This is a genomic window from Sulfolobus sp. E5-1-F (assembly GCF_009601705.1).
Taxonomy (GTDB): domain Archaea; phylum Thermoproteota; class Thermoprotei_A; order Sulfolobales; family Sulfolobaceae; genus Saccharolobus.
Genome location: NZ_CP045687.1, coordinates 107,068 through 133,344, shown reverse-complemented (window position 1 = coordinate 133,344; position 26,277 = coordinate 107,068). Strand labels below are relative to the sequence as shown.

Below are 26,277 nucleotides of genomic sequence, written 5' to 3'. Positions count from 1 at the left end.
GATTATAAACATTTATATTGAGAAGAATTTCAAAATTATCGGTTCTATTACACTGAAGAAGTGTATTGAAAGTAACGCTAATACTAATCCAATCAACGGCATTATCATATATTGAACAGTACCATATAGCGCTTTAGTTACTAGTAACCCTATAGTAAAGGTTGACAATAAGATAAATATGAACATTTCAGCTAGGATAAACGGTGATAAAATAAATTGGCTAATGATGTTAGGAAACTGAGGTAGACCAAGCGTGTTTGTTGGTAAAGTAATTGCTGTGAATGAACTAATGATCACAATAGCTATGAGTATTGTAGCTATTAGAAGGATTGGCGTTAAGATTCCTAAAACTTGATAGGCTCTCATTCTTGAGAACGCCTCTTTCTTCGACTGTATAAAGTTAAGAGTAAACTCGGTTAAATACTCAAGGAGGTCTGGTCTTACAGCACCACTTTCTATTAATATCTGAACAGTAGTAAGTGAGAATCTGCCTAACCAGCTTCTAGTATTTATCTTAGCCCTAGTTATTGGAATTCCCATGGAATCTTGTTTTACTATCTCATCTAATACTCTATTAAGTTCCCTTCTATATTTCTTTTCCTCAGCTAATGTCTTAATGGCTCGACTTAGATCATAACCTATCTTTCTAAACTCCGTGATATCTCTTAAAAATTGCGGTAGCGAGTTTTCAATATCATTGATTTCTCTTATTTGGTTATACATCAACATTGTCGATGAAATGGAGAATACTAGAAGTCCTAGACCAATTGCGTAATATATTTCATTAAGATATATTTCTACTACTCCTGCTGTTAGTAATGCAACGACAACTGAGATTAGTACTTGTACCTTGGTAAGACCCAGATTATCCATATATCTTGGCCTATTACTAGCTGTAATTGCATACAATATTGTGCCAAATAATATTGGTATTATAAGCAAAAATAATATAACAGCACCATTTGTAAAGAATGCCAGTGCAATTAAGAACATTGGGAAAATAAGGAACAAGATTACTATTAGCTCACCTATGAAGGATGTTCTTTCGGAGTAAAATCTCCAACGAAACTGGAGCCAATTAAGAAACTCTCTAGCCTTTTGAAAAAGATATGCTTCAATATCACCACCACTCCTTATAATCGAAGTGTAACCGGCTAAAAACCAAGAGTAATCTCTATTTAGGGTTAACCGAGCTCTGTGCTCTAGGGCGTCAAGAGGGGATTTTCCAAAGAGTTCTATATCTCTTATTATAAGTAATGCTTCCTTTTTCATAGCTTTAAATAATGGAAATTGTACAATTTTTCTCATTCCCTCATATATAGTCGTACCACTGGCGTTAATGATAGTAATTAAAGTAACAAAGAAAGGTATCTCATCTTGAATGTTGTCTCTCATTTCCCTAGCCCTACTCTTGTATTTCTGTTCTGGATAAAAGATAAAAATTAATGGAAAAAGTAATAATAGAAATGGTAGAGGGGAGAGCAAAATTATACTGAGTACTAATGATATCGGTATTACAACAAGCAACGAGACCAAAAAATATGCAACATATCTAACGCCAACTTCGGTTGGGCTTTCCAAATCAGCACTTGCATTAATATATCTCTTAGTACGCTCGCTTATCCAATTCGCTATAAAACCCAATCTACTGCTTGTAATTATTCTAGATTTCAAAATAGTTGATAATGGAACACCTTCTTCATATTCACTTCTTATTCGCGTTAAATTTATTGTAAAGTTTATACTTAAAACAACTATTCCTCCAATAAATAATCCTAAAAGTAATGCTTGAAGAACAAATAGAAAACCTAAAGCATCTCCAAGTGCAACTGAAGGGTTAATCACTATATATTGGAAGAAACCACTAACTATATATAGAAGTCGTTCTCTAAATAGTGCGATAATTAAATTCAATAAGCCTGATAATAGAACTAGAAATAAGAAATCATATGAGACTATACTAGCCAATTTAATTCTTCTTTCACTCACCCCTATCACCATTTATGTAATACTTAACTAATTCTCTAGCCAAATTATCATACTCATAAACGTTCTTTTTAGCAAGTTCCCTTAGTAATAATAATCTATTTTCAATCTCTCTGTACAAATTATCTCTACTCCAGCCTAATAACTCTCTAGCCCTTTCTAACTGAACACTATTGATTTCCTTTGAATTGTCGGGAATGAATCCCTTTCTTTCATAATCATATCTAAATACTTCCCTAAATCCGTTTGTATCGTTTTCAACAATAGATATCATTTTCCTATTCATCTTTCTATCCTCAGTTTCAATTCTCTTTATGATTGCGATCACTGAAATTAACTGTCTGAATTGTAATGAGAGCTCTTGTCCTAGTAACCCACTGATTCTAGTTATTAAGTCAACATGATTAGATCCATGAAAGGTTGTTAGTCCACCGTGACCACTGGCAACTGCTTGAACTAGCCATTCTATTTCTTTTCCTCTGACTTCTCCTACTATAATATAATCCGGTCTATATCTTAAAGAAAGTCTTACTAACTCATAATAACTGATATCCTTACTTCCTTCATAGTTCGATGGCCTAGTATAGAATTGGATCCAATATTTGTGGGGCAATTTTAGCTCTGGCGTATCTTCAATCGTTAAATATTTAGCTAATGGATTAAGTAGCATTAATAGTGCGTTTAGAGCTGTAGTCTTTCCACTACCTGTTGGGCCTACGAGGAATGTAAATAACTTAGCTTCTGCAATTATCCATAGGTAAACTGCCATTAACTCGCTCAATGTTCCATACTTATATATTAAATCAATTATCGTTAAAGGTTTCTCAGGGAATTTCCTTATGTTAAACGTTGTTCCTCTGCTTATTTCCTCCCCGTAAGTTACGGCAACTCTATGACCTTCTGGTAACATGAAATCTTGTAATGGGGTAGCTGTACTTACACTTCTCCCACCTAATGATGCTAACCTCTCTACTATTCTCCTCACCTTTAATTCACTGCCTAAAATAATATTAGTCTCCAATCTGGGCCATTCACTATGTCTACTATGAACTACTGAAATAGGTGTACCTGCGGATACTAGTTCTATCTCTTCGATAAAAGGATCACTCATTGGAGCTTGTAAGACTGAATATTTTATTTCTCGAGTAATATAGTACATATATTTCTTTAAGTTTCTCTTTACCTCGCCTATAACCCCTAATTTAGCCGAAATTTTTAATACATCATCTTGAAGTTTTTCTAAGTTAATTTGTTTATTTGATACTGCAGTTGTGGGAGAATATATCAAGCCATCAAGAATCGCTAACAAGATCTTCTCTTCTCTCTTATCTAGCTGTGGTTCGTTTACTAAGTAGTAACCAATCCCCTCTTTCTCACCAATGTAAACTTCGACGTCAAAGTTTTTTAAGGAATAATGCTCCACGATATTGTAATTTTCTAAGTTAGCTCTTAGAGTTATTATTCCGGATTCATCAATCGATTGTAGATAATAGGATAATTCTTCAAATTTATTATGTGATTTCTTTTTACCAATAAGTACCATATACCTATTTAAAAAAATAAAAATAAAATACTTTATTGTAGCTACTCGTCAATAACTTCTACTGATGTAGCATAGGTTTGTCCATTATCGTACTTAACAATCACAGTAATAACATAATTATTACCTTCAATTGCCTTAGGTACTGCTAATGTAAAGGCATATGAGTGCCCAGGTGGTATATCTAAGCTAGAATTAGTATAGTTTGATATAACCGTAGCGTTATTTTGAGGATGTACTTGAATTGTAATACTGGTTATATTACTAGCTCCTTGATTTACTAAATCTCCAGTAAGAATACCTCCAACCATTTGGACATTACTTATACTCAGTCCAGTAGTGATCATACTATGCCTGAGTACACCAAAGAAGTAATAACTGATAAGGCTAACTGCCGCTATTGCAACTAATATTAGCAATACAGTAACCAAAGCGTTTTCTAAGCCTTTTCTATACTTTCGCATAAGGATATTATCTTATTTCTCCTTTTTTACTTTTTCCCAGAAGGTGGCGCAATATAGAAACTATTTCCATAAGATGTTACAATAACATACCCACTAGCGCTCTTAACGTGTATTATAACATTTGTATTGGGCGGTACTGTAATGTTTTCGGGTACAATTGTCACATTGGTTTTATTTATTAATAATATGGCAACGATTGTAGTTACTACTGATCCGGAATTATATATTGACAAAGTATTGTTTACATATCCTATCAATAAATTCTCTTTAGCTTTATTCTCAAGTATTTGAGAAACTTGTAAATATTCTTTTTGAAGGTTCATATATGAGGCACTTACATATAGTATTAAACCTATTGTTACAAGTAGTAAGAAGAAGATTATTATCATTGCGATAACTGAAGCTTGTCCCTTCATCTTTTAGGCCTCCAATTGTATCAAATTATTATTAGAAGTTTGTATTATTATACTGGTAGTGTTGTCATAGACCTCAATCACGTAAACTATTCTCGGGTATAGTATCTGAATGTGAGTATTCGTGTTATTATATATTATAAATTTTACAATAGTATGATAAACATAGATGTTAGTTACATTTATTGGTACATTTCCAATATTCTCGACATAAAAGTATGATTGGTTATTTATTTGACGATAGTATACGACACTTAAAACCTGGCCAGTATCAACGTAGTAATTTTTAAGTTCTTGAGAGAGACCATATTGATTTGTGTTAACCACATGCAGATAATAGATGGTAACAATTGTAATTGCAATTAATGTAACTAAAATAAGAAATACCACAGTTATAGCCTCAGAAATACTCCTCATTAACAATCCCTATAATAAATTTGTAATTTCCCCTACTTATAATGATTTCTCAGGGTGTTAATAAAATAAAATTCTACTTATTATATATTAACTAATATCCTTTACCATTAAATAGGTTAAAATTGAAGTATAAGGTATTACAAATATATTCAATACTGGTATTAAGCTAAATAACGATCCAATTAGCATAACTATTGCTCCACCTGCATCTGCGCTAAATGCTCTCGAATACCAGTTTAGTGTTTCAGATAAACTTGTTGGTTTATTTAAGACTGCTGAAGCAGAATATATATATAATAGTACTCCAACTAGTCCTTCTATTATCCAGCCTAACCCAACCGACCTGCTTATTCCTAACAATATTCCCAATACTACAAGTATAGCAATTATAGGATACAACCTATTTAAGGAATTTCTAGCCTTTGTGAAAGCTGTACTTAAATTCAGTGGAGTTCCCATAACAGCATCTTGGGCCATATAAGTGGTTGTATGTACTGTTATGCTGAAGATAATCGCATCAATAATCCCTATAATTATACTAAATATTACAGCCGTAACTGTAAAGGCTACAGGTAAGATTAAACCAATTCCAGCAGTTATTGCACCAAGGACCGCTATTAATATAATCTCTATTATTAACATTATTATTGAAGGGAATATAATTGAGAGATTCCTTGTGAAGATATTTAGCGATGCAGTTATCCTATCTGGTCTGAGGGGATTAGGTGGAGGTGTAGAGGGATAATTTGAAGATATTACTGGCTGTTGCGGTAATGGATATCCGCATCTGCTACAATAATTTGCATCATCCGGATTAACATACCCGCACTTAGGACATTGCTTTGTCATTTATACTACTATTATTTCTCCCGTTTATATCAGTTATGCGCCCGGTCATTCACCAATCATTCCGGCAATAAATTGCCATTCTCTTCATCTTATAAAAAACTAAAAGCTCTTCCTTATATAAAATTTTATATGAAAATTAAAGATGCAATAAACATGGTTAGATGGAAATATGAAGAAAACTTAGATGATTATGTCATTTTGATAAAAGACAGACTAACTGAGACCGGTTTAAAGGAGATTTCGTTTAGTGAGATTTATACTATAGATAACAATTATTTATATCTTAAACATGAAGATATTGTGATTCCTCTTCATAGGGTACTTATGATTAGGAGAAAAAGTGACAATGCATTGATCTGGAAACGTGGAGATTAGATTTTAACATGTAATTATTGAATAAAGTTTTTATTGATCTCTTCATAAACATATATTTATGAGTAGTAAGAAGATTATACCCACTAAATTGCCCATAATTGGTAATGGAGATATTCTTCCACTTTTGCCTCGAGTTTCATCATCAGAATATGATGAAATCATGTTGAGATGTAAACTATGTAATCAGATAATACCAGTTTCTAAGGCTCTAAATCACCAGTTAATCCACAAAGAAAAGGGAGAAGAAGCTTGTTTCACAGTTGAGACAAACCAACTCAAACGGATATGGTACTCTAACGAGATAATTTAACTTGACCTTTTTCTTCTGCAAGAACATCACAAGATAAGATAGATTGGCTGTATTTTCTGACGTGATTTATAGATAGTTTTATTAGCTCAATTATTTCAGGTGTTGATATTGAATAGTATGAAAATTTACCATCTCTTCTAACCTTGACTATTCCGCAATTTCTTAGACAAGCCATATGATGAGATATTAAAGATTGCGATTTACCTAAAGATTTGCTTATTTCATCGACAGTAGCTTCTCCTTTATCTAATAGAAAGAGCACTATTTTTAATCTCGTCCCATCAGCTAATGCAGAGAATAACGATTCTAATTCATTTGTAAGAGGTTCCACACTTTTATAATGTCAACAAGCGGAAATAAGTCTTTCTATGAACATATGTTCATATGAAAATATTTATATATTACCTAATCAGAAATATAAATAGGCGAATAAGATGGTTAATCTAAGGTTAAATCTAAAGCAAGACGAGTTGAAATGTGAGAATTGTGGAGTTAAACTATCTGAAAATGAAATATATGTAAGAGAAATCAATGGCAAAGAGCATTACTTCTGTTGTTCTCATTGTGCCGATAAATACGAGGCTAGATTTAAGGAAGCAGCAGGATCCTCATGTTGCTAGAAAGGGATAGTAATGGAAGACTTAGTGATCATAGGTTATGGTGCAGCTGGATTTGCGGCGTTAATAAAAGCAAATGAGTTAGGAATAAAGCCAGTAGTTGTAGGTTATGGAGAAATAGGTGGAACTTGTGTTAATGTAGGATGCGTTCCCTCGAAGAGAATGTTGAGAATAGGTGAGTTGTACAATTATTCTTCAAAAATAGTAGGAAAAAAGTTATTTCCAGAATTTTTCAAAGCCTTTCAAGATAAGGCTGAAATCGTAAATTCACTACGAAAGGAAAAATACGAGGATCTGATAAATTCATATGATGTTAAATTAAAAATCGGTAAAGCGCATTTCATTTCACCTAATGCAATTAAAGTAAATGGGGAGATAATAGAGGCTAAAAAGTTTATAATAGCCACAGGTTCTTCTCCAGATATACCTAACATTAAGGGTTTAACTGAAGTTGGATTTTGGACGAATGTAGAAGCCTTATCACCAAACAAGACAATATCATCCTTGGCTATTATAGGTGGCAGGGCTTTAGGGTTAGAGTTTGCGCAAATGTACAAGAGACTAGGAGTTGATACTATAATTCTTCAAAGGAGCGAAAGAATATTACCAAATTGGGAACCGGAAATCTCTCTCGCAGTTAAAAACTATTTAGAAGATATTGATAACATTCCAGTTTTTACGAATGTGAGAGTTAAGGAGGTTAGGAAAGGAAAGGAGGGAAAGATAATAGTTACGGACAAAGGTGAAGTTGAAGCTGACGAAATCCTACTGGCTACTGGAAGAAAGCCTAATGTAGATTTGAATTTAGACGCAGCGGGGATCGAGTTAAACGATAAGGGAGGCATAAAAGTTAATGAAGAATTAAGAACCTCAAATCCTAATGTGTTTGCGGCCGGGGATGTAATTGGTGGTCCTATGTTGGAAGCTTTAGCTGGAAGACAAGGTTCAATCGCAGCAGAAAACGCAATACTGAATGTAAAAAGAAGTATTGATATGATTAGTGTGCCTCAAGCTGTGTTTATAGAACCCAATGTAGCTAAAGTCGGTCTTACTGCGTTAGAGGCTATTAAAGAAGGTTATGATATAGACTATAGGGTCGTTAAGATGAGTAATATACCTAAAGCGAGGATATTAAGGGAAGATTATGGATTGATAAAGATGGTTATAGATAGGAAGTTTAGGAATATTTTAGGTGTTCACATGTTTGGTAAATACGCTGCTGAAGTGATAAATGAGGCAGCGTTAGCAATTAAATTTAGGGCTACAATAGACGATTTAATTGATACAATACACGTCTTTCCTACAATGGGAGAAAGTTTAAGAATAATAGCGTTAGCTTTCACCAGTGATATTACTAAAATGAGTTGCTGTGTTTAACTTGATTTCATTTTCTTTTTTATATAATTAGTTGTTCTATTCATTAAGCGATAAAGGAAAAATTCTTCATATAGAAACAAGTCTATTTCTATTGGAGTTATGAAGATATAAGTTTAAATACTATAAACAGTATAAATAGCAATATGCAAGAAGTTAAGAAATTACATGAAGATGAAGAAGTTGAGGGGATAGCCCTTCATGTAAGTGATGAAGAGGTAGAAATTATAGATCGCAGCGGAGTTATTAGGGGAAAATTTCATCTAAACAACTGGCTAAGAAAGCTTTAGAAAAGAAAACTTTAAAATTTAGAATTAAGGAGGCTATAAATATAAAAATTACAGCAGAAGAAGAGAAATCTCTACCTAATTTAAGGGAATTGTATTTCGATCCCCATCTATTGCTATATGGAAAAAGAGCTCAAGAAGTAAAAGGCTCCGGTTACGTATGCCCAATATGCGGTATTGAGATAGATGAATATGGATATTGCGGTTGTGGTGCCGGCTCAAGTTAATCTATATATTTTTTTCTTATACAAGATAGTCTCTTTCCTTATATATGTCTTTTAAACTTTCTTCTTATAAAGTGTAATTGTTAAACATTGTTAATGATAAATAAAGTTAAGTCTTAGAAAGAGAAAAATAATCTATGAAACTTAAGGATGTCTTCAATAATACTATACCCTTAAAAATTGACCGATATACTAGCCTTTATAAAGCATTAGAACTTATGGATAAAAAAGGAGTTAATTTCGCTCTTATAGTTGACAATAGTAAAGGAGATAATATTATAGGAATAATAACTAGGAGTATAATTTTAAGGTCACTTGCAAAAGGGATCTCACAAAATGAATCCGTATCAAAAGTTATGATTAAGAACGCGATTACTATAAACGGAGAGGAGGATTTAATAGATACCTTTATTTTCATGATGAAAAATAAATATAACTCACTTATTAGCAATTAATGAAACGGGAAAAATAATAGGCGTAGTTACTTTGAGGGACGTTCTCTCAGCCATAAATAAGGAATGGGAAAAAGATATTGATTAGAGCAGATATTTACTAAACCATTCTAATTTAGTCTTTAGTCTGTCTATCATATTCTTAGGCTTTCCCCTTCTAGCGTGTTCATGACTATCACCTTGATATCTTACTAACACTGTTGGGACCCCTTGCATCTTTAATGCGACATAAAATTGCTCAGCCTGTTCAATTGGACATCTGTAATCTTCCTCGCCGTGAATTAACATAGTAGGTGTCTTAACGCTTTTCACATAATAAATAGGAGAAATTCTCATCAATTTCTCTATACCTTCAGCACTCCACGGATCAGTGATCCCTGATTCAATAATATTAAACCAAAAACCTATATCACTAGTCCCACACATGCTAACTAGATTTGATATGCTCCTTTCACTAATGGCAGCTGAAAACATATCAGTCTTCGTTACTACCCAATTGGTCATAAAACCTCCATAAGAACCACCTGTAACACCAAATTTACCTTTCAAACCATACTTTTCCTTAATTGTATTCACGAAGTTTATTAGATCCTCGAAATCCCTTCCACCCCAATCTCCCACACAAGCTTTAGCGAAATTCTCTCCATATCCTTGGCTACCTCTAGGATTTGCATATATTACGTTAAATCCATTATCTACGAAGAACTGGAATTCTATGAAATAACCATACCCATATGCCATGTGCGGTCCTCCATGGATAAATAATATTGTTGGTTTATTAGGATCTCTAATTATACTCCATCCTTCGATTTCCATTCCATTAGAGTTTATTACAATTCTCTCTGGAGTGTATCCTTTAACGTTAGGATTAGGGTCATATTCTATATCTCCATACTTTAGTATTACGGGTTTTTCTGGAGTAGAATAGAAGTAGGCTAGTTCGTCATCACTATAATCAAATCCTCTTACCATTATATTTCCGCTAGTTACCTTATCTACCTTATTATCAGAGATTTGATAAATATGCGACGTACCTCCCTCTTGACCTAAGGAGAGTATTATATCCTTTTCGAATACTATCTTATCCTTTGCACCATCAAATAAATCAGTTAATACTTTATTTCCGCAAGTCTTTCCACAAATGTAACTCTTTCCTTCTTCTGGCAAAATTATTTCGAGAGAAGCCCATGGAGTTAGTCCTTTCCTATGTCCTAGAAATACTATTTTACCATCGCTATTCATAGCGATTGCTTGAACAGTTCCATCTTCTTTCGTTATTCTGTTTAACTCCCCAGTTTCTATGTTCACCTCATACAAATTTCCTAATCCATAATCATCTCCATCTTTAGTTGCCGAAATTACAATCCTATTGCCGTTTGTAGCTACATCTGTAACGTCGAAGTCCCCGCTGACAAGCTTTCTCAAATCCTTACCATCGAATAAATAAAGTGATTGCCTAGCTCTCAATAAGCCTCTACTATCAAACCTATATTTTATCTTCTCAGCTCTAAACGGTAATGTCTTATCTGTATTTTCCTCTGCTATTACTAATATTCCCTTGCTATGGAAGTCGTATTTCAATATTCTACCAGAAAATGTAAAAACTATTTTTGGCTCACCATAGAGTTGTGCTTCTAGTAAGGATGATTTCGATTCCTCATTTCTTATAAAGTAAAGCTTATCGTTATGGAACTTTGGAGATGATTCGTTTCCTTGAAAGGTTATCCGATGAAGATTCAAATAAATTGATGATTTGTACTTATCCTCTTCTATCCATGTCTCTACGTGAAATAATTTTCCCTTCGCTATAGTTATTTCAGGTATTAATTTGATCGAGTAGTAGTAATCTTCTGGTTTCATAATGTTAGTCTAGTTCTCTAGGTAATAACTTTGATTATCTTATCGTTTTATAAACTTTTAGAGTGAATAATATGTGTGCACTCTATAACCACATATTGGTGGAAATATTATCTAGCATCCTTCTTCTCTATTTTAGTAATTGGCATAGTAGTATCATCCATGAATATAACCATACCCTATTTCTTTCTAATTCAAATAGGACTAGTATTTGGTTTGTGGTACCTCATTTCTCCAATTATAATGATACTTGTGTTTAAAATGAGGAAAGCTTCTCAAGATATCACCTTAATGGTAGAAGATCTTTCAAAGAAATTTAACGTTAAGGTGTCCAGAATTTATACTATAAATGATAATTTCCTTAACGCTTTTGCCTTTGGAAATATAATTTTTCGAGGAATCGCAGTTACTTTACCATTATATGAGAGTCTAACCCCAGAGGAGTTAGTAGCAGTTCTCTCTCATGAAATTGCCCATATAAGGAATTATGATCCAGAAGTCATGCTACTTACAATATTTTCCATAAATTCAATCTACGCGACACTTATCAATTATCTGCCTTTAGTTTCCTTATTTTTCCTTATAATATATTTAGTCATCCTGTTGCCTTTAGTTTTTTACGTGCATAGAAAAATAGAAAGGAGAGCTGATTTAACTGCAGTGAAGATTAATCCTGAGATAACTTATTGGCTAGAAAGTTCTTTGATAAAAATTGGATATTTAAGTAGAAGCATCCCTACTAATATGCTGAGATATATCCCCCCAATACAGATATTGCTGGCTAAGGAATTTATTGTAAATAATACTATTATTGATAAAAAAGGTGTTCTCTCATTTAGAACTCATCCGTCTCTAAAAGAGAGATTATTATATTTATCTCAATACGAGAGACAAAAAATGTATTACCTTTAAAAGTTATTTCTTTTCATGTGGATGACCAATAGGTGGTGTAGTCTTAATAGCCTTTATCGCCTCATCAACGGGAATCGCTAAATAGGTCTTTGTCCTTACAGTACCTCTGCTATTCAGCTCAATTAATGCCTTAAGGAACGTTTCGACATTATCCACTTCTACTATGTTAATAAAATCTATATCACCAAATACTACATATTGCTCCTTTACCTTAGCTCCTATCTTAGCTAACTCCTCATTTACCTCTTTTATTCTTTCTGGCTTATCTGCTATAGTCTCAGCTCCCTTATCTGTGAGATTTGAAAGAACTATGAATATTGCCATTATCATTACACTCTTTCTTAAAAAATATAAACATTTCTTACTAACAAGGACTATAGCTGTTTGTGTTTAGGAAACTAGATTTATATTCTCTCTATTGAGAGTTTAATTTTATATTTTAAATGTAGAAACTCACATGAATGGTTGCAATTATTGATGCAAACTTAACCAGATTTGGGAAGAGAAAGGAGAGCTTGTTAGAGCTTGCGGGAGAAGCTGCGTTACCATTAGTACGAAAATATGAAATTGATTTTGTAGTTGTTTCTAACACCTATTCTGGAGAATTCAACTCCTTATCTGGTATAAATAACTTAATTACAACCTATTTGTCAATTGACACCGTACCATCAATTAGGGTTGATAATACTAGTGGAAGTGGAGGTTCTGCAATATTGGTTGCTAAATCGTTACTTGATTCTAAAATTGCCAAAACCGTATTAGTCTTAGGTGTTGAGAAAATGTCTGAGAGGAATACCAAGCAAGTTACATCAGTAATAGCCTCCTTATTATCGCCAGAAGAAAGAGTTGCTGGACTAACACTACCTTCACTTGCAGGATTGATGACGAAGGAGTATATGAGGAGATATAATGCACCAAGAGAGGCATTTGCTCTAGTGGCAGTAAAAAATCACTATAATGGCTCTTTAAATCCATATGCTCATATTCAGAAGGTAGTGTCTTTAGAGGAAGTTTTGAATTCACCTATCATAGCAGATCCACTAACCCTTTACGAATTTACCCCAATTAGTGATGGAGCAGCAGCAATTGTTATGGTAAGGGATGAAGACGCATATAGTTTTTCCAAAAAGCCCGTATTTATAAAAGGTATAGGGGCTTCGTCGGATACATCTTATTTGTCTGAACGTGAGGATATATTATCAATAAATTCAGTGAAAAATGCTGGATTAATTGCCAAGAGAATGGCTAAGGTTGATAAGGTTGATTTTGCTGAACTTCATGATATGGCTACAGTCTTGGAAATAGTTGAGGCTGAGGAGTTAGGTTTATTAAGGAAAGGAGAAGGATGGAAGGCATATTATAATGATTACACAAAGATTAATGGCGAGATGCCAATAAACACCAGTGGAGGGTTAAATTCTAAAGGTCATCCAATAGGGGCAAGCGGAATAGCTCAAGCAATTGAGGCATTTTTACAGATTAGGCATGAGGCAGACAGTAGACAAGTTAAAAATGCTAGCGTTGGTCTATCTCTGAGCATGGCTGGCTTTGGAAATTCAGCAACTGTAATAGTTTACGGTGATGAGCCTTGATCTATGTGTGTAAAAATTGTGGCTATTCGTTTTGGGTTAAGAGGGCCAGATGTCCAAGGTGTTATTCAACGGAATTTAACACCAAGAATATAGAGGAGGTGGAACTATTAATATCGTGGAAATTGACTGCTACCCCTGATGGATTTGAAGACAAGTATTGGCTTTGTCTAGTCAAATCTGATAATGTTAAATTATTCTGTAGGTCCTTAAGTGAACCTAAAAATAAAATGAGGATAAAAGAAAATGGCTTATGTGAACCATTAGCTTAATTCCTTAAAAGTCTCTACTCCTCCTTCGTCATTAAACTTAACGTAAAATTTATACTCCTTATTTTCATTCTTAGCCGAGCACGTCCTTCCCGTATAATAATTTCCATTTATTATCAACTCATCAATTTTCCTCCAATTTGTTCTTTTCTTAATCTCATTCGCCATGTTTACGAATTCTAGTGCACATATATCACAACAGAAGAACAACTTCTCGCCATCAATATCCTCATAATAATCTCCCCAAGTTCCTCCGCATAGAGCACAACCTTTTTCCTTTGTACCTGCTTCTTTGCCATTAACAATAATCTTCATCTAATCACCCTCTTTAGTAGACCTGGTTCTATTTCAAATCCTCTCTCTAATCTAGCTAATAAATATTTTGAAAAAGCGTCAAATGATTTAAGTACAACAACTTGCACTTTTTCCTTCATTTCAATTTCCTTAGCGTATTTCTCAACCATTTCTAGAGCTTCTCCTGCATGTGAAACATCAGCCTCATATCCTTCTCTCAAAAAGTCCTTAACAGCCTGGGGATATTCATCAGAGGAAAGTATTTCTGGATTAAAATAGTGTAATTTAGCACCATATTTAACTAAACTTCTATCAGCTACTAATTCGAGACTATGCATTGCTGCCATCGTCTCCAACCAGGTTTTACTTTCAGCAATTTTCCTCCATGTTCCTATTGCTGACTGCGTAGAGGGTAATGGTGGTGTTGACAATATTTTCTCTCTCGGCATTCCTAAGGCTTCTCCCATCCTTAGCAATAACTCGTAGTGAGCTGGTCTACCATTATAACCTATAAACTCAACTGAGATATTCTCAAGTTCATATTGTAAGACATCGTCCTTATCAGTTTTGAATACTATTGATGATAATACCTTAACCCAATTCTTCAAAAAATGTTGATGTTCAATTACATAGCCTAATAATACTCCTTTAGTAGGATTTTGCATTGCGACAATAAAGGGATGAGGATTATCTCCATAAAATTTCTCTATAAATCTTGTCCTAATCCACATTGATAAGCTGTCGGGTGTTAAGAAAAACTTTTCCAAGGCAGATGCTAGTTCGTCAATCTCCATTCTGTTTATTGATAAATTTCTATTTAGCCACATTACATGAGATTTGTCACTCTTAACGTTCGCCATAAAATCCATGTGATTGGCTAAATCATGCCATGTGGTAAATCTTATTTCGCATGAAGGACATAATGGCATAAGTTAATACTCAATGTTTTCCTTATTAAGTTTAATTTAGCTGGGGATAGAAGATAAAACGAAAAATAGTTAAACTACTAAATTATTCTTTTTTTTATATTAGGTGATTTTTTGCAAGACGATTATGGCTATGCTTATCTTCTATTATCAAGGATTTTAAGGAGTATAGGAATAATTTACATAACTCTCTCCTCCTCACTATACTTATCTGAGATTGGTGTGAAACTTGAAATTATAGGAATAATATTTTTAGGAGCAATAGGATTTTCATCGGCTCTTAACCTAGCCCTAGGTATGATAGGTGACAGGACTGGTTACAAAAAAGTTTTGATCTTTGTAGAAATATTGGCTTCAATTGCATCAATACTGCTTGCCCTTTCGATTAACCGAATTCTAATCTTTATAGCTCTGATAATAGGGGGAGTTGGAGGAACTGCTGGCGGTATAAGAGGAGTATTTTCACCAGGTTTAACTGCATTGGTGGCTAGTAATTGGATTGATGAAAAGGAAAGGGTAAGAAGACTAAGTTTCCTAATGTCAGCTTCATCCTTATCTGGAATAGGAGGGAGTGTTCTCCTTTCAATAAGGTCCTATATAAGCAATTCAGTTGAGGGATATAGAATACTATATTTCCTATCATTTGCATTACTCTTAGCTTCAGCAATATCATTACTTTTTGTTAAAGAGGTTAGGAGGCCTAAAAAGACTTCTAAGATTATGAAAAAGTCCAGTATAAAATACATTTCTAAAGTTATAGTTTCAAACTCAATAACTGGATTCGGACTAGGTATAGCTATTCCACTCCTCCCATTGTGGTATAAGTTAGCTTTTCATGCTACTTCTTTCGAAATAGGATTACTCTTTACAATATCTTATTTAACGACTGCAATAGGTTCACTGCTTTCGAATAAAATAAGGTTTGACCCATTAAAGGTAGCTTCGATAACTAGGATACTGAATGGTGTGTTCTTAATTGCGATGGCCTTTTCACCTTGGTTGACTTTAGCGGCTGGATTATATATCGCAAGGGGTTTAAACGCTGGGATTGGAGCACCAAATAGGAGTGCAGTTAATATTAGAGGAGTGTCTGCTGAAGATTTTGGTACTGCTTCAAGCTTTCAAGGTTTGGCGACAAGGCTGTCACAAATGAGCTCTGGTATTAGTGGTTACTTATTAGATATCTCATATTCATTACCATTAGAAATAGGAGGTATATTACAAGCTGTGGGCGGTTATCTCTATATGAAACTATTAGCTATGTCTACTAATAGAAAAGTCGATTCTTAACTAACGGAATCACGCTTATTATAATAATTGTAATGATTTGTTCTAGAAGTAGGTAATAGGATGATAGTTGTAATGAAGTATAAAGACCATATCCGAGTAATCCTACACTTATCAAGCCTAGCAGTTTTAGCACATTTCTAATTGAAAAGATCATCGAGATAAAGAAGATCATTAATGACACGTAAAGTGCTGTCAAAGATGGCACAATTGTATAAATATAATATGTGTAGGGATTTATTAGGCTTGCGAGTGTAAATCCTAAGAACCCTAGTATGAGATATTTTTTACTCTTAACGCTGAATTTCGATAGAACGCTCTTCAGCGAATAGAATTCTACTACTATTAACGAGAATGTACTAAATGATGAAATAAGATATATTATTTTAGGAATGTTGAAAAAGGAGTCTAAAAACAGAATAGCTCCAGTTATTACATATGATAGAATTACACTATTAATTCCCTCTTTGCTACCATTTCCTACAAACGGTGTAAGGGTTATGCAGATATATAACAGAGAGGTAGATAGAATGTTAGTAAAACTTAGTTCATAAGAGTTCATGGGTTTAAGATGCCAATTTATAGGGAGTATAAATAAAATTTGTATTATAGTTGAGATAAGCAGGAATTCTAACTCCTTATCCAAGAATGTTATAATTGCGATAGACCCCGCTATTCCTATTGTCAACAGTATACCTACCAATCCGTCTAGATTTAGTATGTAATATACTATATAATCTACTGTATAACTTAAATAAAGAAAATATGAGAAAAACCAGAAGTATAGGAAGTAATTAGAAAGTTTGGGAGTAAATTTGACTACATAATCGTAAAGCCCTCCTTTATCCCATACTCTATTCATCGAATAGTATATAAGAAAAGTAATGGGTGCGAATATGAGAATAGATAAAGCTACTTCGTATGGGGTTACGTTTTCTAAAAATTGCCCAACTAACGCTAATGGTCCGCCTATTGAAGAAAAAGAGAAACTAAAAACGAGTAGCTTTCTTTTCAACCCCATACCGCTCCACTAGAACTCGATGTTGAAGTGGTAGTAGTAGAAGATGACATACTGGTTGATGTACTAGTAGTAGTGGTATATGTTGTTATATGACTTGACGAAGGTGCTGGATGATGGGATGTAGCTGCCATTCCAAAAAATGCCCCACCAATTATCAGAATTATTATAGAAATTCCTAGTATTACAAGTCCAATTCTACTTATTTTCATTGTCTCACTTAAAATGTCCTCCCTTTTATATTAATTTAAATCTTTTCCCAAATAGTGTTTTCAATCTAATTAAAGATTTGGGCAAAATCTTATTATTTATTCAATTTCATAAGGGTATATGCCGAGAGTTTCAATTTCGTTATTGGTGTTAGGAGTAGTTGCGGGAATAATTAGTTTTGCGTGGACTGCTGATCATTTACCATTATATAGTTTTCGGATTTTACCATTTGGCATAAGAGCATTCTTCCTATTTGATGCAATTCTATCAATAATTTCCGGTATACTTTTCATACTCTCATTCAGACTTTTTAGTTTGAAAATTATCTATCTTTTAGAAGTGATATATTGGTGGATAAATTATTTGCTGCTCACTTTAACCAGAGTGCTTCCAGCTCCATTAGTAGGTAGACCATTGCCAGTAACTACTGGACCTGCTCTAATAGCCTTTATTCTAGATATTATGCTCATAATACTATCTACTACTTTATACATCTTGGTAACTAGTAAACGATAATTAAATCATTATAAATTTATGAATTTTTAAGAAGGCATAATCGTTATTGGGCAAAAGTTTTAATAAAGTAAAGTTAAGTCTTTAACTATATGGTACAGTACAAGTGGATAGCACTATCTAATACAAGTCTTGGAGCGTTCATGGGATTTATGAATGCCAATGTGGTATTAATAGCATTACCAGCAATATTTAGAGGTATTGACATTAATCCATTTAACTCTTTTCAATACTTATTGTGGATCCTATTTGGTTACAGCATAGTATCAGCAATCTTAGTAGTAAACGTAGGAAGGATTTCTGATATATTTGGAAGAGTGAGAATGTATAATTTAGGATTCTTAATTTTTACAATTGCATCGATATTGTTGTATTTAACTCCTGGCAAAGGAAACATAGCTGCAATTCAATTAATAATTTATAGGATACTTCAAGGTGTAGGAGGATCATTTTTGATGGCAAATAGTGCCGCAATATTATCTGAAGCTTTTCCGCCTAATGAGAGAGGATTTGCATTAGGATTAAACGGTGTAATAGGAATATTTGGTGGAGTCGCTGGGATAATTATTGGTGGAATTCTCGCTTCAATATACTGGCGTGACGTATTTCTAGTGAGTGTTCCAATAGGCATTTTAGGAACCATTTGGTCTTATAAATCGTTAAAACAATTAAGTAAGCCTAATAGGAATCAAAGTATTGATATAGTTGGAAATATTCTTTACGCTGTTTCTCTTATATCAATATTGCTAGGGATAACGTATGGCATATTACCATATGGCAATCAAGTTACTGGCTGGACAAATCCATTTGTAATATCGAGTATCGTAGTGGGTGTTGGAATGTTTATTGGTTTCCTCTTTGTCGAGAGTAAAGTTAAAGACCCGATGTTTAGAATAGAACTATTTAAAATAAGGGCATTTACGTCTTCCGCAATATCAATAATATTAGCACAGCTAGCGTTTGGAGGGCTCCAACTAATGCTGGTATTATTACTTCAAGCTATATGGCTACCTTTACATGGCTATAGTTATGAGGTAACACCTTTCTGGGCTGGAATATATCTTCTTCCCCTTTTAGCTGGATTCGGAATAATGGGGTCAATAGCGGGTAGACTTGCGGACCGTTATGGTGCGCGAAGTCTAGCTACTATCGGACTCTTACTAATGGGGATAGGAATTTTAATGCTAACGACGTTGTCATACAATTTTAATTATGTAGAATTTGCTCTGATAATATTTTTCATAGGAATTGGAAATGGGTTATTTGTATCACCTAACATGGCCGCTTTGATGAATGCTTCACCACCACAGCACAGAGGATCAGCCTCAGGTATAAGAGCTATGTTAACTAATACCGGTAGTACGTTAAGTATTGGTATATTCTTCACTATAATAATTAATACTTTATATACTTCATTACCTCCAGTACTAACTAATGCGCTAACTGCAGCTGGGGCTCCTCAACTAGCTCCATTACTAAGTAAAATACCTCCAACTGCTGCAATATTTGCTAGTTTTCTAGGCTATAATCCCGTTTCAACATTACTTTCACAGCTACCAACTTCACTAGTTAACACAATTCCTGCTTCTGCAATAGCTGTCATAACAGGGACGCATTGGTTCCCTAATGTAATAGCCTCACCTTTTATGGAAGCTCTAAGAGTTTCATTTTATGTTGCAGGGTCTTTAGCGTTTTTAGCTGTTATAGCTTCAGCTCTAAGAGGAAAAACAGTGATTTATGAAAGAGATTATATGAAGGCTACACTTACAAACGTCTTAGATGATAAAAAGGATAAAAAGTAGTACATGTTAAAATAGTAAGCATGGATTCAAATTTAATTACCTTAAGCAATTACAAGGCAGTTTTAGGGGAAGGTCCAGTTTACGATAAGGATTTAAACAAACTTTTTTGGGTTGATATTGAGGGAAAGAAAATATTAGTTAACGATCTTAATACTGGTACTGAGGTATTCTATGAAATGCCGGATCTCGTCTCATCCTTATGTGTTATTGATAATAAGAGGGTTATTGCTACAATTAGACATGGATTTTACATAGTAGATTTAGAAAAAAACGAGATTAAAAAGGACGCTGAAGTGGAAACTGAAATGGAATCGAATAGGTTTAACGATGGCAAATGCGATAAGCTTGGGCGATATTGGGCCGGAACTATGAATATGAACGAAAGGAAACCAACTGGAAATTTCTATAAGTTTGATGGTAATAAGGTAACTAAGATACTAGAAGGTCTTACGGTGTCAAATGGTCTAGGTTGGGATCCGGATAACGAACAAATGTTCCTTATTGATAGTCCAGTGAGAAAGGTCTTTATGTTCGATTTTGACTTGAATAAAGGAGAAATCTACAATAGAAGGGTTGCAGTAGATTTTGGAAATGAACCGGGTAACCCTGATGGAATGGCAGTTGATGAGGAAGGATATATTTGGGTAGCCCACTGGGGTGGAGGAAAGGTTAGTAGATGGAATCCTAAAAGCGGAAAGAAACTTTTTGAGATAAAAGTTCCAGCAACCTATGTTACATCAGTAACTTTCGGTACTCCAGAGTTAAATCAATTATTCATTACCACTGCTGGAAAGAGCCAAGATCCATTAGCTGGAAAAACGTTCACAACGAGAGTTAATGTAAGGGGACTACCCAATTTTAGGTTTAAAATCTCATAAGCTTTATATCCTTAAACGTTATTTTTCGTTATGAATCCAATTCACATTTTGGCTAAAAAGGGAGAAGTCGCGGAAAGGGTTCTAATAGCCGGAGATCCGGGTAGGGTTAAGATTCTATCATCTCTTCTGGAAAGTGCAAAATTGGTTAATGAAAATAGGGGATTTCTAGTGTATACTGGTAGATATAACGGCGAAACTGTAAGTATTGCGACCCATGGAATAGGAGGTCCTTCAATAGCAATAGTTCTAGAGGAATTGGCAATGTTAGGTGGTAAAGTATTCATCAGATTTGGCACTACTGGTGCTTTAGTTCCATATATTAATTTAGGAGAATACATTATAGTTACTGGAGCATCTTACAATCAAGGTGGAATATTCTACCAGTATTTGAAAGATAATGCTTGCGTTGCAGCAACTCCAGATTTTGAATTAACTAATAAGCTAGTGTCATCATTCTCTAAGAGAGGATTAAAGTATTATGTTGGAAACGTATTTAGTAGTGATGCCTTCTATGCGGAGGATGAGGATTTTGTAAAGAGGTGGAGTAGTAGAGGTAATATAGCTGTTGAGATGGAATGTGCAACGTTATTTATGTTAAGTAGACATAAGGGTTGGAGGAGTGCTGCAGTATTAGTCACTAGTGATAATTTGGCTAAAGGTGGCATTTGGATTTCAAAGGAGGATTTAGAGAAAAATGTCATGGAAGGAGCTAGGGCTGTTTTAGATGCACTAACGAGTTAACTTCAAAAATCGAGATATTATTTTTTGAAATAGTATGATAATGGAGACAATTAAACCTTATACTAAAGGACAAGAGGATTTACTTGCAGCGTTAAAAAATGATAAACTACAAATAGTAGGAGTTTTCGGTCCTACTGGTACCGGAAAGAGTTTGTTTTCACTAGCCTATGGTATAGATTCGGTAATTTCAGGCAAGTACAAAAAATTAATAGTAGCCAAGCCAATAGTGGACGTTGTTACACAAGAAGAGGTTACCAAAAAAGAGTTAGAGGATTACGAAAACGTAGTAAGGGCATACATGCAAGATGTATTAGGTGGGTTTGTTGAGGAAAAAGTTTTAAATGATCTGATAAATTCCGATAAAATTGAAATTGTTGATTCCAGATATTTGAGAGGAAGATCCTTTAATAATTCAATTATATTTATCGATGATATACAGTCCTTAAAACCTGAGAGTGTACTAGAGCTTTTCATAAGGGTCGGTAAGGATTCGAGGTTAATAGTTGCGGGCGATCCGATATTTCAAGCATTAGCCGGCCAAGAGTCCTCAGCAATAATTAGAGAGGTATTAATTGATGAAAAGGACACTAAAGTCGTGGATTTAGGTATAAAAGATATAGTAAGAAGCGGTGCTAAGAGGGGTTTAAGGCTTTTATTAGAATATAAACTTAGGTCAAGAAAGACGAGTGAAATCGAGAAAAAGATATATGATACCACAATGGTACATGCACCTGACGCTTTAATATTAACAGTTACTGAGTTTTCTGCGGAAAAATCGAAACTAGGTATAAATTATGAGAACGTGCCAGATGCGTTGATAATAGCGAAGACTGGTAGCGCAGGTAGAGTAATAGGGAAAAATGGTGAGAGAATTAACGCAATTGAGAAAGACATTGGAAAGAAGATTAGAGTTTGGGAATTATCACTCGATTTTAAGGAACTAGTTAGATCAATACATCCAGTACCATGGATATCAAAGCATATTGAAGATGCGGACTTTCTTGGAAACTCATTAGCTATAACTCTCAAAAAAGAGAGTGGAGCATTTATGGGACAGAAGGGAGTATATGTAAGATTAGTTGATTACGTAGTGAAATCGCTATTTGGGATTGGAGTTAAGGCTATAGTTCCAGAGGAAGAAAAGAAAAACTAAAAATATCGCCTAGTAAAAAGGTAGGTGGTATTTTTAAGATTCGAATAGTTTTTAGTTTACCTAATATAATTGCTTTGAGATTATGATTCTATAGATTGAAGAGTTAAAAAATATTAAATTTGTGGACCAGTTAATATGGCGAACTGACCTGGACCTAGCAATAGTAAGATTATTGCTCCAGCAAGAAATAATATATCTAGATCTACTCCTGGATTCATTCCAGTAGCTAGCGGTTTTTTCATCCTATGACTTACTACTATTGTACCTAAAAAGAACAGAATTAATACCACTGAAACTATTAGCGATATTGCTCCAACTATTACTAGAAGCCCTCCTAGAATTTCAATTAACATTGAGAGATCTACAAATATTGGCGGTACTCCTAACTGCTTCATAAATCCTTTAAATTGAGAGTTCACGTTTTTATTAGTCTTTACCACACCGTGAGGTATTAGTGAAATCCCATATAGTATTCTGAATATTAATAGACCAATTGAGGCTAGGGTCGGATCCATTCTGATTTCCTCTGGAAAACTACTTTACTTAGTAAAGCTTATATAATCAACTTAACATCGGTAAACTTAGTTACCAAATGTAAAGTTTATATGATAGAAGTATCATATATTTTTTAACCATATTATTCAGTTTACTTATGATTTCAAATTTTATTCAAATCTAATTTACGGAAACGACTTGTTTACTTAACCTTTTTAAAGTTGCATTCCTCTTCTTACCTAATGCATCTAGGAAAGATAAATGAGGATGTATTTAACAGAGTAATCTACCCTCATCTTGGTGAAAAACGAAAAGAAGTTTTAGTTGGTCCTCAACACGGAGTGGATACTGCGGCAATAGATCTTCAAGATAATAGAGTCTTAGTAGTAAAGACTGATCCAGTTTTCATAGTACCACAATTCGGGTTCAAGAAAGCAGCGTGGTTTGCAGTACACATACTAGCTAGTGATGTAATGACCTCTGGTATTCCTCCTCAATACGCTGTTATAGATCTAAACTTACCACCTAAAATTAAAGATGAGGAATTTGAGGAGATGTGGATTGGAATTCATGAAGCGTTAAAGGAAATTGGAGTAATGGTAGTTGGTGGTCATACTGGTGTTTATGAAGGTACTGATTATCCAATGGTCGGAGGATTCACAATGTTTGGAATAGGAGAGAAGGAGAAGCTAGGAATGCCATCAAAGGTTAGAGTAGGAGATAGTGTGATAATGACAAAGGGTCCAGCAATAGAAGCCACTGCTCTTCTGGCTAACCTTTACCCAGAGTATTTTAAACAAAGGTTAGACAAGGAGATTTTTAATGAGGCTTATAATATGTATTGGAAAATGAGTTGTTGGAAAGATGGTTTAATAGCATCTAGAATTGGTATTCATCTTATGCATGATGCTACAGAAGGAGGGGTCTTTGGGGCTTTAACAGAGGTTGCAAGAGCTAGTGGTAAGGGTATGAAAGTGTATGAGGATAGGCTTTTCATTAATAGAGCTGTTAGAGAGGTAACTAGGATAGTTAACATAGATCCATGGATGTCCATAAGTGAGGGTACTATGATCATAGTTACTGATAAAGGAAAGGAAGTAATTGACGAGTTGAGTAAAGAAGGTATTGAGGCTAAAATAATTGGAGAGATAGTAGATCAAAGCGAAGATGTAATGTTGATTAAGAAAGATGGGAGTAGAGTAAAGATAGAGCATCCGTTAGAGGATCCCTTCTGGAGAGCTTTTTTCGATTTAGCTAACAGAACCTGAGACTTATTTTCTCTAAGAGTTCTCTAGTTTTTTCCTTAACCTTTCTGACCTTAATTTCTTCACAAATAACTTCTCTAAACTCATACATCTCTTCTAAATATTCTGTTAAAACTTTTGTAGCCTCTTTGCTATTAATCTCTGCTAGGATCTCTACTTCAGTTAGTTTAATGTGAGGGTTATCCGGATCAATATCTAAAGCTTTCTTTATAGTGCTATAAGCCTCATCAAGCTTTCCCATAAAGAGTAATGTTTCTGCCTTACCCTCATAATAGTACGGCTCTTCCGGATTTATACTAATTGCCTTCTCGTAGTACTCAAGGGCTTGTTCATATTTACCCATAGTAAAGTACGTATATGCTATTGCATAGAGGTTTTTATCATCGTTCAAATTAGTCTTATATTCCTCAATTGCTTTATCGTATTTCTTCAATTGAAATAAAATATCTCCTTTCAATTTATGAACCTCTGAAGAGTTGTAAAATTTTAAAGTCTCATTAATTTCTTCCAAAGCTTTTTCATAATCTTCTAGTTCATATAGAATGTTAGCCATATAGTAATGATATTCCTTTTCCTTATTAGGTAAATCCTTGTCAATCTCGACTGAAAGTTGAAGTTCCTTTAAGGCCTTTCTTATTAACTTTTCATCGCCAATGTTATATCCTTCCTCATATAACGAATATCCTAGAAGACAATGATATTTTGCCTCATTCTTCTTTAGACTTACAGCTTTACTTAAGCTGTCTATTGCCCTTTTATATTTGCCAGTTTTAAAATACACAAACCCCATCAAATAGTATAGTTCAGGATCATCTCTCTTTTGCTCCATTTCTTCTTTAAGCCTCTTTAAGGCTTCATCAAATTTCCCTTTATTTATTAGCTCTAATATTTCACTCATCTCTTCTTCTTTAGTTCCCTAATTAAATAACGTTTTCTTTTTTCACAACTTTAAGTGTTCAATTTCTATGGTAACATTAAGATAACCATTTATTTTTCAAATTCCAACCTACGTATATGAGAATTAACGTTGATCAGATTAATCTAATGACCAAAAAAGGTTTAAGAGGTGATTTGAATAGCTTTGAGAGAGTACTAGAATTTCTAGAGAAGTATGAACATTCACCAGTAGTAAAATATGGTATGTACTCTTTGGTATTTCAGATTGCTATGAATAAATTTATTGATGTTTCGAAATATTGTGAAGAATGCGGAGGGAAATGCTGTCAAATTGGTTACCCAGTACCGGTATATAGATTTGATTACGAGGAATTAAGGGATAGGTTGGATATGGATGATTTGAAGAAATTTGAAAAAGTGGACAATAACTTATTTTTGTTAAGAAGACCTTGTCAGTTTCAAAAAGGATGGCTTTGTAGTATTCATAAGATTAAACCATATGCGTGTCTCTCATATCCATTTGCAACAGAAGATGACCAAAAGGAAGTAATAAACTCATATGATGGGAAAGGAATTCCAGATTTTAAGGTGCCAGAATATTGTCTAGCAAGTAAGCAAGTGAAAGAAATTATAAACCAAATAATCAATGATTTAATTAACAAGTTGGGAAGAATACCTACACCGAGAGAGTTATATAATGAGGTTAAATCAAGATATTACAAGAATGAGGAAACCACCAGTAGATGAGTTGGTGATTAAAACCTTCAGTGGGCTGATTTTAGCTATAGTTATTTTTTAAAGCAGAAGTAGATTTGTATCTGATAAATATGAAAGCCCTTTCGACTCTTGCAATAGCTGTTATA

32 protein-coding genes and 1 pseudogene are annotated in these 26,277 nt (G+C 34.1%); 18 read left to right on the top strand and 15 right to left on the bottom strand.

The window, feature by feature from the left end; genetic code table 11:
• Positions 1–12: 12 nt before the first annotated feature.
• From GFS03_RS00675 to GFS03_RS00650, 6 genes are all read right to left on the bottom strand, one after another.
• Positions 13–1,989 carry a type II secretion system F family protein gene (locus tag GFS03_RS00675; RefSeq protein WP_153422036.1) on the bottom strand — a complete coding sequence of 659 codons (1,977 nt, stop codon included), beginning with the start codon at positions 1,987–1,989 and terminating at the stop codon, positions 13–15.
• Positions 1,982–3,529 carry a type II/IV secretion system ATPase subunit gene (locus GFS03_RS00670; protein ID WP_153422035.1) on the bottom strand — a complete coding sequence of 516 codons (1,548 nt, stop codon included), beginning with the start codon at positions 3,527–3,529 and terminating at the stop codon, positions 1,982–1,984. Before GFS03_RS00670 ends, GFS03_RS00675 begins: the two co-directional genes overlap by 8 nt.
• Before the next feature lie 41 nt (positions 3,530–3,570).
• Positions 3,571–3,990, bottom strand: coding sequence for a hypothetical protein (locus tag GFS03_RS00665; protein WP_153422034.1), 420 nt, complete (start codon positions 3,988–3,990; stop codon positions 3,571–3,573).
• A gap of 26 nt (positions 3,991–4,016) precedes the next feature.
• Positions 4,017–4,406: a hypothetical protein gene (locus GFS03_RS00660; protein WP_153422033.1), complete on the bottom strand. Its 390-nt coding sequence runs from the start codon at positions 4,404–4,406 to the stop codon at positions 4,017–4,019.
• A gap of 3 nt (positions 4,407–4,409) precedes the next feature.
• On the bottom strand, positions 4,410–4,820 hold the full coding sequence (locus tag GFS03_RS00655; protein ID WP_153422032.1) for a hypothetical protein: 411 nt from the start codon (positions 4,818–4,820) through the stop codon (positions 4,410–4,412).
• A gap of 87 nt (positions 4,821–4,907) precedes the next feature.
• Positions 4,908–5,669: a zinc ribbon domain-containing protein gene (locus tag GFS03_RS00650; RefSeq protein ID WP_153422031.1), complete on the bottom strand. Its 762-nt coding sequence runs from the start codon at positions 5,667–5,669 to the stop codon at positions 4,908–4,910.
• 129 nt (positions 5,670–5,798) lie between these two features.
• On the opposite strand from GFS03_RS00650, the gene GFS03_RS00645 reads away from it, so the two are divergent.
• On the top strand, positions 5,799–6,044 hold the full coding sequence (locus GFS03_RS00645) for a DUF504 domain-containing protein (protein ID WP_153422030.1): 246 nt from the start codon (positions 5,799–5,801) through the stop codon (positions 6,042–6,044).
• Between the two features lie 58 nt (positions 6,045–6,102).
• Positions 6,103–6,354: a hypothetical protein gene (locus GFS03_RS00640; protein WP_153422029.1), complete on the top strand. Its 252-nt coding sequence runs from the start codon at positions 6,103–6,105 to the stop codon at positions 6,352–6,354.
• Here GFS03_RS00640 and GFS03_RS00635 read toward each other — a convergent pair.
• Complete coding sequence (locus GFS03_RS00635) at positions 6,338–6,685, bottom strand: ArsR/SmtB family transcription factor (protein ID WP_153422028.1); 348 nt, start codon at positions 6,683–6,685, stop codon at positions 6,338–6,340. The two genes, GFS03_RS00640 and GFS03_RS00635, sit on opposite strands and share 17 nt — an antisense overlap.
• Before the next feature lie 103 nt (positions 6,686–6,788).
• Here GFS03_RS00635 and GFS03_RS00630 point away from each other — a divergent pair, with 103 nt between their 5' ends.
• The 5 genes and pseudogenes from GFS03_RS00630 to GFS03_RS13715 all read left to right on the top strand — a co-directional run bounded on the left by GFS03_RS00630 (position 6,789) and on the right by GFS03_RS13715 (position 9,396).
• Positions 6,789–6,974: a transcriptional regulator gene (locus tag GFS03_RS00630; RefSeq protein ID WP_153422027.1), complete on the top strand. Its 186-nt coding sequence runs from the start codon at positions 6,789–6,791 to the stop codon at positions 6,972–6,974.
• 12 nt (positions 6,975–6,986) lie between these two features.
• Positions 6,987–8,348, top strand: a complete 1,362-nt coding sequence (merA, locus tag GFS03_RS00625) for a mercury(II) reductase (protein WP_153422026.1) — start codon at positions 6,987–6,989, stop codon at positions 8,346–8,348.
• Positions 8,349–8,491: 143 nt separating this feature from the next.
• A pseudogene (locus tag GFS03_RS13720) lies at positions 8,492–8,859 on the top strand (sulfolobus mercury resistance protein, MerI).
• Between the two features lie 134 nt (positions 8,860–8,993).
• Positions 8,994–9,311, top strand: a complete 318-nt coding sequence (locus tag GFS03_RS00615) for a CBS domain-containing protein (protein ID WP_238699143.1) — start codon at positions 8,994–8,996, stop codon at positions 9,309–9,311.
• Positions 9,283–9,396: a CBS domain-containing protein gene (locus GFS03_RS13715; protein ID WP_349750736.1), complete on the top strand. Its 114-nt coding sequence runs from the start codon at positions 9,283–9,285 to the stop codon at positions 9,394–9,396. Before GFS03_RS00615 ends, GFS03_RS13715 begins: the two co-directional genes overlap by 29 nt.
• Here the strand turns inward: GFS03_RS13715 and GFS03_RS00610 are convergent.
• Entirely contained in the window at positions 9,393–11,168 is a 1,776-nt protein-coding gene (locus tag GFS03_RS00610) for a S9 family peptidase (protein WP_153422025.1), read from the bottom strand. The genes GFS03_RS13715 and GFS03_RS00610 overlap by 4 nt on opposite strands.
• Positions 11,169–11,243: 75 nt before the next feature.
• On the opposite strand from GFS03_RS00610, the gene GFS03_RS00605 reads away from it, so the two are divergent.
• Positions 11,244–12,077 carry a M48 family metallopeptidase gene (locus tag GFS03_RS00605; protein WP_153422024.1) on the top strand — a complete coding sequence of 278 codons (834 nt, stop codon included), beginning with the start codon at positions 11,244–11,246 and terminating at the stop codon, positions 12,075–12,077.
• A gap of 3 nt (positions 12,078–12,080) precedes the next feature.
• Here the strand turns inward: GFS03_RS00605 and GFS03_RS00600 are convergent, their stop codons facing one another.
• On the bottom strand, positions 12,081–12,401 hold the full coding sequence (locus GFS03_RS00600; RefSeq protein ID WP_181443766.1) for a GYD domain-containing protein: 321 nt from the start codon (positions 12,399–12,401) through the stop codon (positions 12,081–12,083).
• A gap of 137 nt (positions 12,402–12,538) precedes the next feature.
• On the opposite strand from GFS03_RS00600, the gene GFS03_RS00595 reads away from it, so the two are divergent.
• Positions 12,539–13,669, top strand: coding sequence for a thiolase family protein (locus GFS03_RS00595; protein ID WP_153422022.1), 1,131 nt, complete (start codon positions 12,539–12,541; stop codon positions 13,667–13,669).
• Complete coding sequence (locus GFS03_RS00590; protein ID WP_153422021.1) at positions 13,666–13,938, top strand: zinc ribbon domain-containing protein; 273 nt, start codon at positions 13,666–13,668, stop codon at positions 13,936–13,938. The genes GFS03_RS00595 and GFS03_RS00590 overlap by 4 nt, the downstream gene beginning before the upstream one ends.
• Here the strand turns inward: GFS03_RS00590 and GFS03_RS00585 are convergent.
• Positions 13,930–14,250: a TA0938 family protein gene (locus GFS03_RS00585; protein ID WP_153422020.1), complete on the bottom strand. Its 321-nt coding sequence runs from the start codon at positions 14,248–14,250 to the stop codon at positions 13,930–13,932. The genes GFS03_RS00590 and GFS03_RS00585 overlap by 9 nt on opposite strands.
• The gene (locus tag GFS03_RS00580) at positions 14,247–15,158 is read right to left on the bottom strand and encodes a C2H2 type zinc finger domain-containing protein (protein WP_153422019.1); all 912 of its coding nucleotides are present in this window, start codon (positions 15,156–15,158) and stop codon (positions 14,247–14,249) included. The genes GFS03_RS00585 and GFS03_RS00580 overlap by 4 nt, the downstream gene beginning before the upstream one ends.
• Before the next feature lie 111 nt (positions 15,159–15,269).
• On the opposite strand from GFS03_RS00580, the gene GFS03_RS00575 reads away from it, so the two are divergent.
• On the top strand, positions 15,270–16,445 hold the full coding sequence (locus GFS03_RS00575; RefSeq protein WP_153422018.1) for an MFS transporter: 1,176 nt from the start codon (positions 15,270–15,272) through the stop codon (positions 16,443–16,445).
• Here the strand turns inward: GFS03_RS00575 and GFS03_RS00570 are convergent.
• Together GFS03_RS00570 and GFS03_RS00565 are read right to left on the bottom strand one after the other, a co-directional pair.
• Positions 16,423–17,463, bottom strand: coding sequence for a hypothetical protein (locus GFS03_RS00570; RefSeq protein WP_153422017.1), 1,041 nt, complete (start codon positions 17,461–17,463; stop codon positions 16,423–16,425). The genes GFS03_RS00575 and GFS03_RS00570 overlap by 23 nt on opposite strands.
• Positions 17,454–17,672 carry a sulfocyanin gene (locus tag GFS03_RS00565; RefSeq protein ID WP_153422016.1) on the bottom strand — a complete coding sequence of 73 codons (219 nt, stop codon included), beginning with the start codon at positions 17,670–17,672 and terminating at the stop codon, positions 17,454–17,456. The genes GFS03_RS00570 and GFS03_RS00565 overlap by 10 nt, the downstream gene beginning before the upstream one ends.
• Positions 17,673–17,790: 118 nt before the next feature.
• Between GFS03_RS00565 and GFS03_RS00560 the strand changes: the two genes are divergently transcribed.
• The 5 genes from GFS03_RS00560 to GFS03_RS00540 all read left to right on the top strand — a co-directional run bounded on the left by GFS03_RS00560 (position 17,791) and on the right by GFS03_RS00540 (position 22,757).
• Entirely contained in the window at positions 17,791–18,186 is a 396-nt protein-coding gene (locus GFS03_RS00560) for a hypothetical protein (protein ID WP_153422015.1), read from the top strand.
• A gap of 89 nt (positions 18,187–18,275) precedes the next feature.
• On the top strand, positions 18,276–19,985 hold the full coding sequence (locus GFS03_RS00555) for an MFS transporter (RefSeq protein ID WP_153422014.1): 1,710 nt from the start codon (positions 18,276–18,278) through the stop codon (positions 19,983–19,985).
• Between the two features lie 20 nt (positions 19,986–20,005).
• The gene (locus GFS03_RS00550) at positions 20,006–20,863 is read left to right on the top strand and encodes an SMP-30/gluconolactonase/LRE family protein (RefSeq protein ID WP_153422013.1); all 858 of its coding nucleotides are present in this window, start codon (positions 20,006–20,008) and stop codon (positions 20,861–20,863) included.
• A 30-nt stretch (positions 20,864–20,893) separates the two neighbouring features.
• On the top strand, positions 20,894–21,604 hold the full coding sequence (locus GFS03_RS00545; RefSeq protein ID WP_153422012.1) for a purine-nucleoside phosphorylase: 711 nt from the start codon (positions 20,894–20,896) through the stop codon (positions 21,602–21,604).
• Positions 21,605–21,638: 34 nt separating this feature from the next.
• Complete coding sequence (locus GFS03_RS00540; protein ID WP_238699142.1) at positions 21,639–22,757, top strand: PhoH family protein; 1,119 nt, start codon at positions 21,639–21,641, stop codon at positions 22,755–22,757.
• A 113-nt stretch (positions 22,758–22,870) separates the two neighbouring features.
• On the opposite strand, the gene GFS03_RS00535 is transcribed toward GFS03_RS00540, so the two are convergent.
• Positions 22,871–23,272, bottom strand: coding sequence for a DoxX family protein (locus GFS03_RS00535; protein WP_153422011.1), 402 nt, complete (start codon positions 23,270–23,272; stop codon positions 22,871–22,873).
• Positions 23,273–23,494: 222 nt separating this feature from the next.
• On the opposite strand from GFS03_RS00535, the gene GFS03_RS00530 reads away from it, so the two are divergent.
• On the top strand, positions 23,495–24,520 hold the full coding sequence (locus tag GFS03_RS00530; RefSeq protein WP_153422010.1) for an AIR synthase family protein: 1,026 nt from the start codon (positions 23,495–23,497) through the stop codon (positions 24,518–24,520).
• Here the strand turns inward: GFS03_RS00530 and GFS03_RS00525 are convergent.
• Positions 24,507–25,415, bottom strand: coding sequence for a tetratricopeptide repeat protein (locus GFS03_RS00525; RefSeq protein WP_153422009.1), 909 nt, complete (start codon positions 25,413–25,415; stop codon positions 24,507–24,509). The genes GFS03_RS00530 and GFS03_RS00525 overlap by 14 nt on opposite strands.
• A gap of 116 nt (positions 25,416–25,531) precedes the next feature.
• On the opposite strand from GFS03_RS00525, the gene GFS03_RS00520 reads away from it, so the two are divergent.
• Positions 25,532–26,161: a YkgJ family cysteine cluster protein gene (locus tag GFS03_RS00520; protein WP_153422008.1), complete on the top strand. Its 630-nt coding sequence runs from the start codon at positions 25,532–25,534 to the stop codon at positions 26,159–26,161.
• Positions 26,162–26,277: the final 116 nt, after the last annotated feature.

Coding starts and splice junctions, on each gene's coding strand:
- GFS03_RS00530 (WP_153422010.1), top strand. CDS start 23,495: ATGCATCTAGGAAAGATAAATGAGGATGTATTTAACAGAGTAATCTAC.
- GFS03_RS00660 (WP_153422033.1), bottom strand. CDS start 4,406: ATGAAGGGACAAGCTTCAGTTATCGCAATGATAATAATCTTCTTCTTA.
- GFS03_RS00560 (WP_153422015.1), top strand. CDS start 17,791: ATGCCGAGAGTTTCAATTTCGTTATTGGTGTTAGGAGTAGTTGCGGGA.
- GFS03_RS00650 (WP_153422031.1), bottom strand. CDS start 5,669: ATGACAAAGCAATGTCCTAAGTGCGGGTATGTTAATCCGGATGATGCA.
- GFS03_RS00520 (WP_153422008.1), top strand. CDS start 25,532: ATGAGAATTAACGTTGATCAGATTAATCTAATGACCAAAAAAGGTTTA.
- GFS03_RS00525 (WP_153422009.1), bottom strand. CDS start 25,415: ATGAGTGAAATATTAGAGCTAATAAATAAAGGGAAATTTGATGAAGCC.
- GFS03_RS00550 (WP_153422013.1), top strand. CDS start 20,006: ATGGATTCAAATTTAATTACCTTAAGCAATTACAAGGCAGTTTTAGGG.
- GFS03_RS00655 (WP_153422032.1), bottom strand. CDS start 4,820: ATGAGGAGTATTTCTGAGGCTATAACTGTGGTATTTCTTATTTTAGTT.
- GFS03_RS00535 (WP_153422011.1), bottom strand. CDS start 23,272: ATGGATCCGACCCTAGCCTCAATTGGTCTATTAATATTCAGAATACTA.
- GFS03_RS00665 (WP_153422034.1), bottom strand. CDS start 3,990: ATGCGAAAGTATAGAAAAGGCTTAGAAAACGCTTTGGTTACTGTATTG.
- GFS03_RS00645 (WP_153422030.1), top strand. CDS start 5,799: ATGAAAATTAAAGATGCAATAAACATGGTTAGATGGAAATATGAAGAA.
- GFS03_RS00630 (WP_153422027.1), top strand. CDS start 6,789: ATGGTTAATCTAAGGTTAAATCTAAAGCAAGACGAGTTGAAATGTGAG.
- GFS03_RS00615 (WP_238699143.1), top strand. CDS start 8,994: ATGAAACTTAAGGATGTCTTCAATAATACTATACCCTTAAAAATTGAC.
- GFS03_RS00600 (WP_181443766.1), bottom strand. CDS start 12,401: ATGGCAATATTCATAGTTCTTTCAAATCTCACAGATAAGGGAGCTGAG.
- GFS03_RS00565 (WP_153422016.1), bottom strand. CDS start 17,672: ATGAAAATAAGTAGAATTGGACTTGTAATACTAGGAATTTCTATAATA.
- GFS03_RS00580 (WP_153422019.1), bottom strand. CDS start 15,158: ATGCCATTATGTCCTTCATGCGAAATAAGATTTACCACATGGCATGAT.
- GFS03_RS00670 (WP_153422035.1), bottom strand. CDS start 3,529: ATGGTACTTATTGGTAAAAAGAAATCACATAATAAATTTGAAGAATTA.
- GFS03_RS00570 (WP_153422017.1), bottom strand. CDS start 17,463: ATGGGGTTGAAAAGAAAGCTACTCGTTTTTAGTTTCTCTTTTTCTTCA.
- GFS03_RS00585 (WP_153422020.1), bottom strand. CDS start 14,250: ATGAAGATTATTGTTAATGGCAAAGAAGCAGGTACAAAGGAAAAAGGT.
- GFS03_RS00640 (WP_153422029.1), top strand. CDS start 6,103: ATGAGTAGTAAGAAGATTATACCCACTAAATTGCCCATAATTGGTAAT.
- GFS03_RS00610 (WP_153422025.1), bottom strand. CDS start 11,168: ATGAAACCAGAAGATTACTACTACTCGATCAAATTAATACCTGAAATA.
- GFS03_RS00545 (WP_153422012.1), top strand. CDS start 20,894: ATGAATCCAATTCACATTTTGGCTAAAAAGGGAGAAGTCGCGGAAAGG.
- GFS03_RS00540 (WP_238699142.1), top strand. CDS start 21,639: ATGATAATGGAGACAATTAAACCTTATACTAAAGGACAAGAGGATTTA.
- GFS03_RS00595 (WP_153422022.1), top strand. CDS start 12,539: ATGGTTGCAATTATTGATGCAAACTTAACCAGATTTGGGAAGAGAAAG.
- GFS03_RS00555 (WP_153422014.1), top strand. CDS start 18,276: ATGGTACAGTACAAGTGGATAGCACTATCTAATACAAGTCTTGGAGCG.
- merA (WP_153422026.1), top strand. CDS start 6,987: ATGGAAGACTTAGTGATCATAGGTTATGGTGCAGCTGGATTTGCGGCG.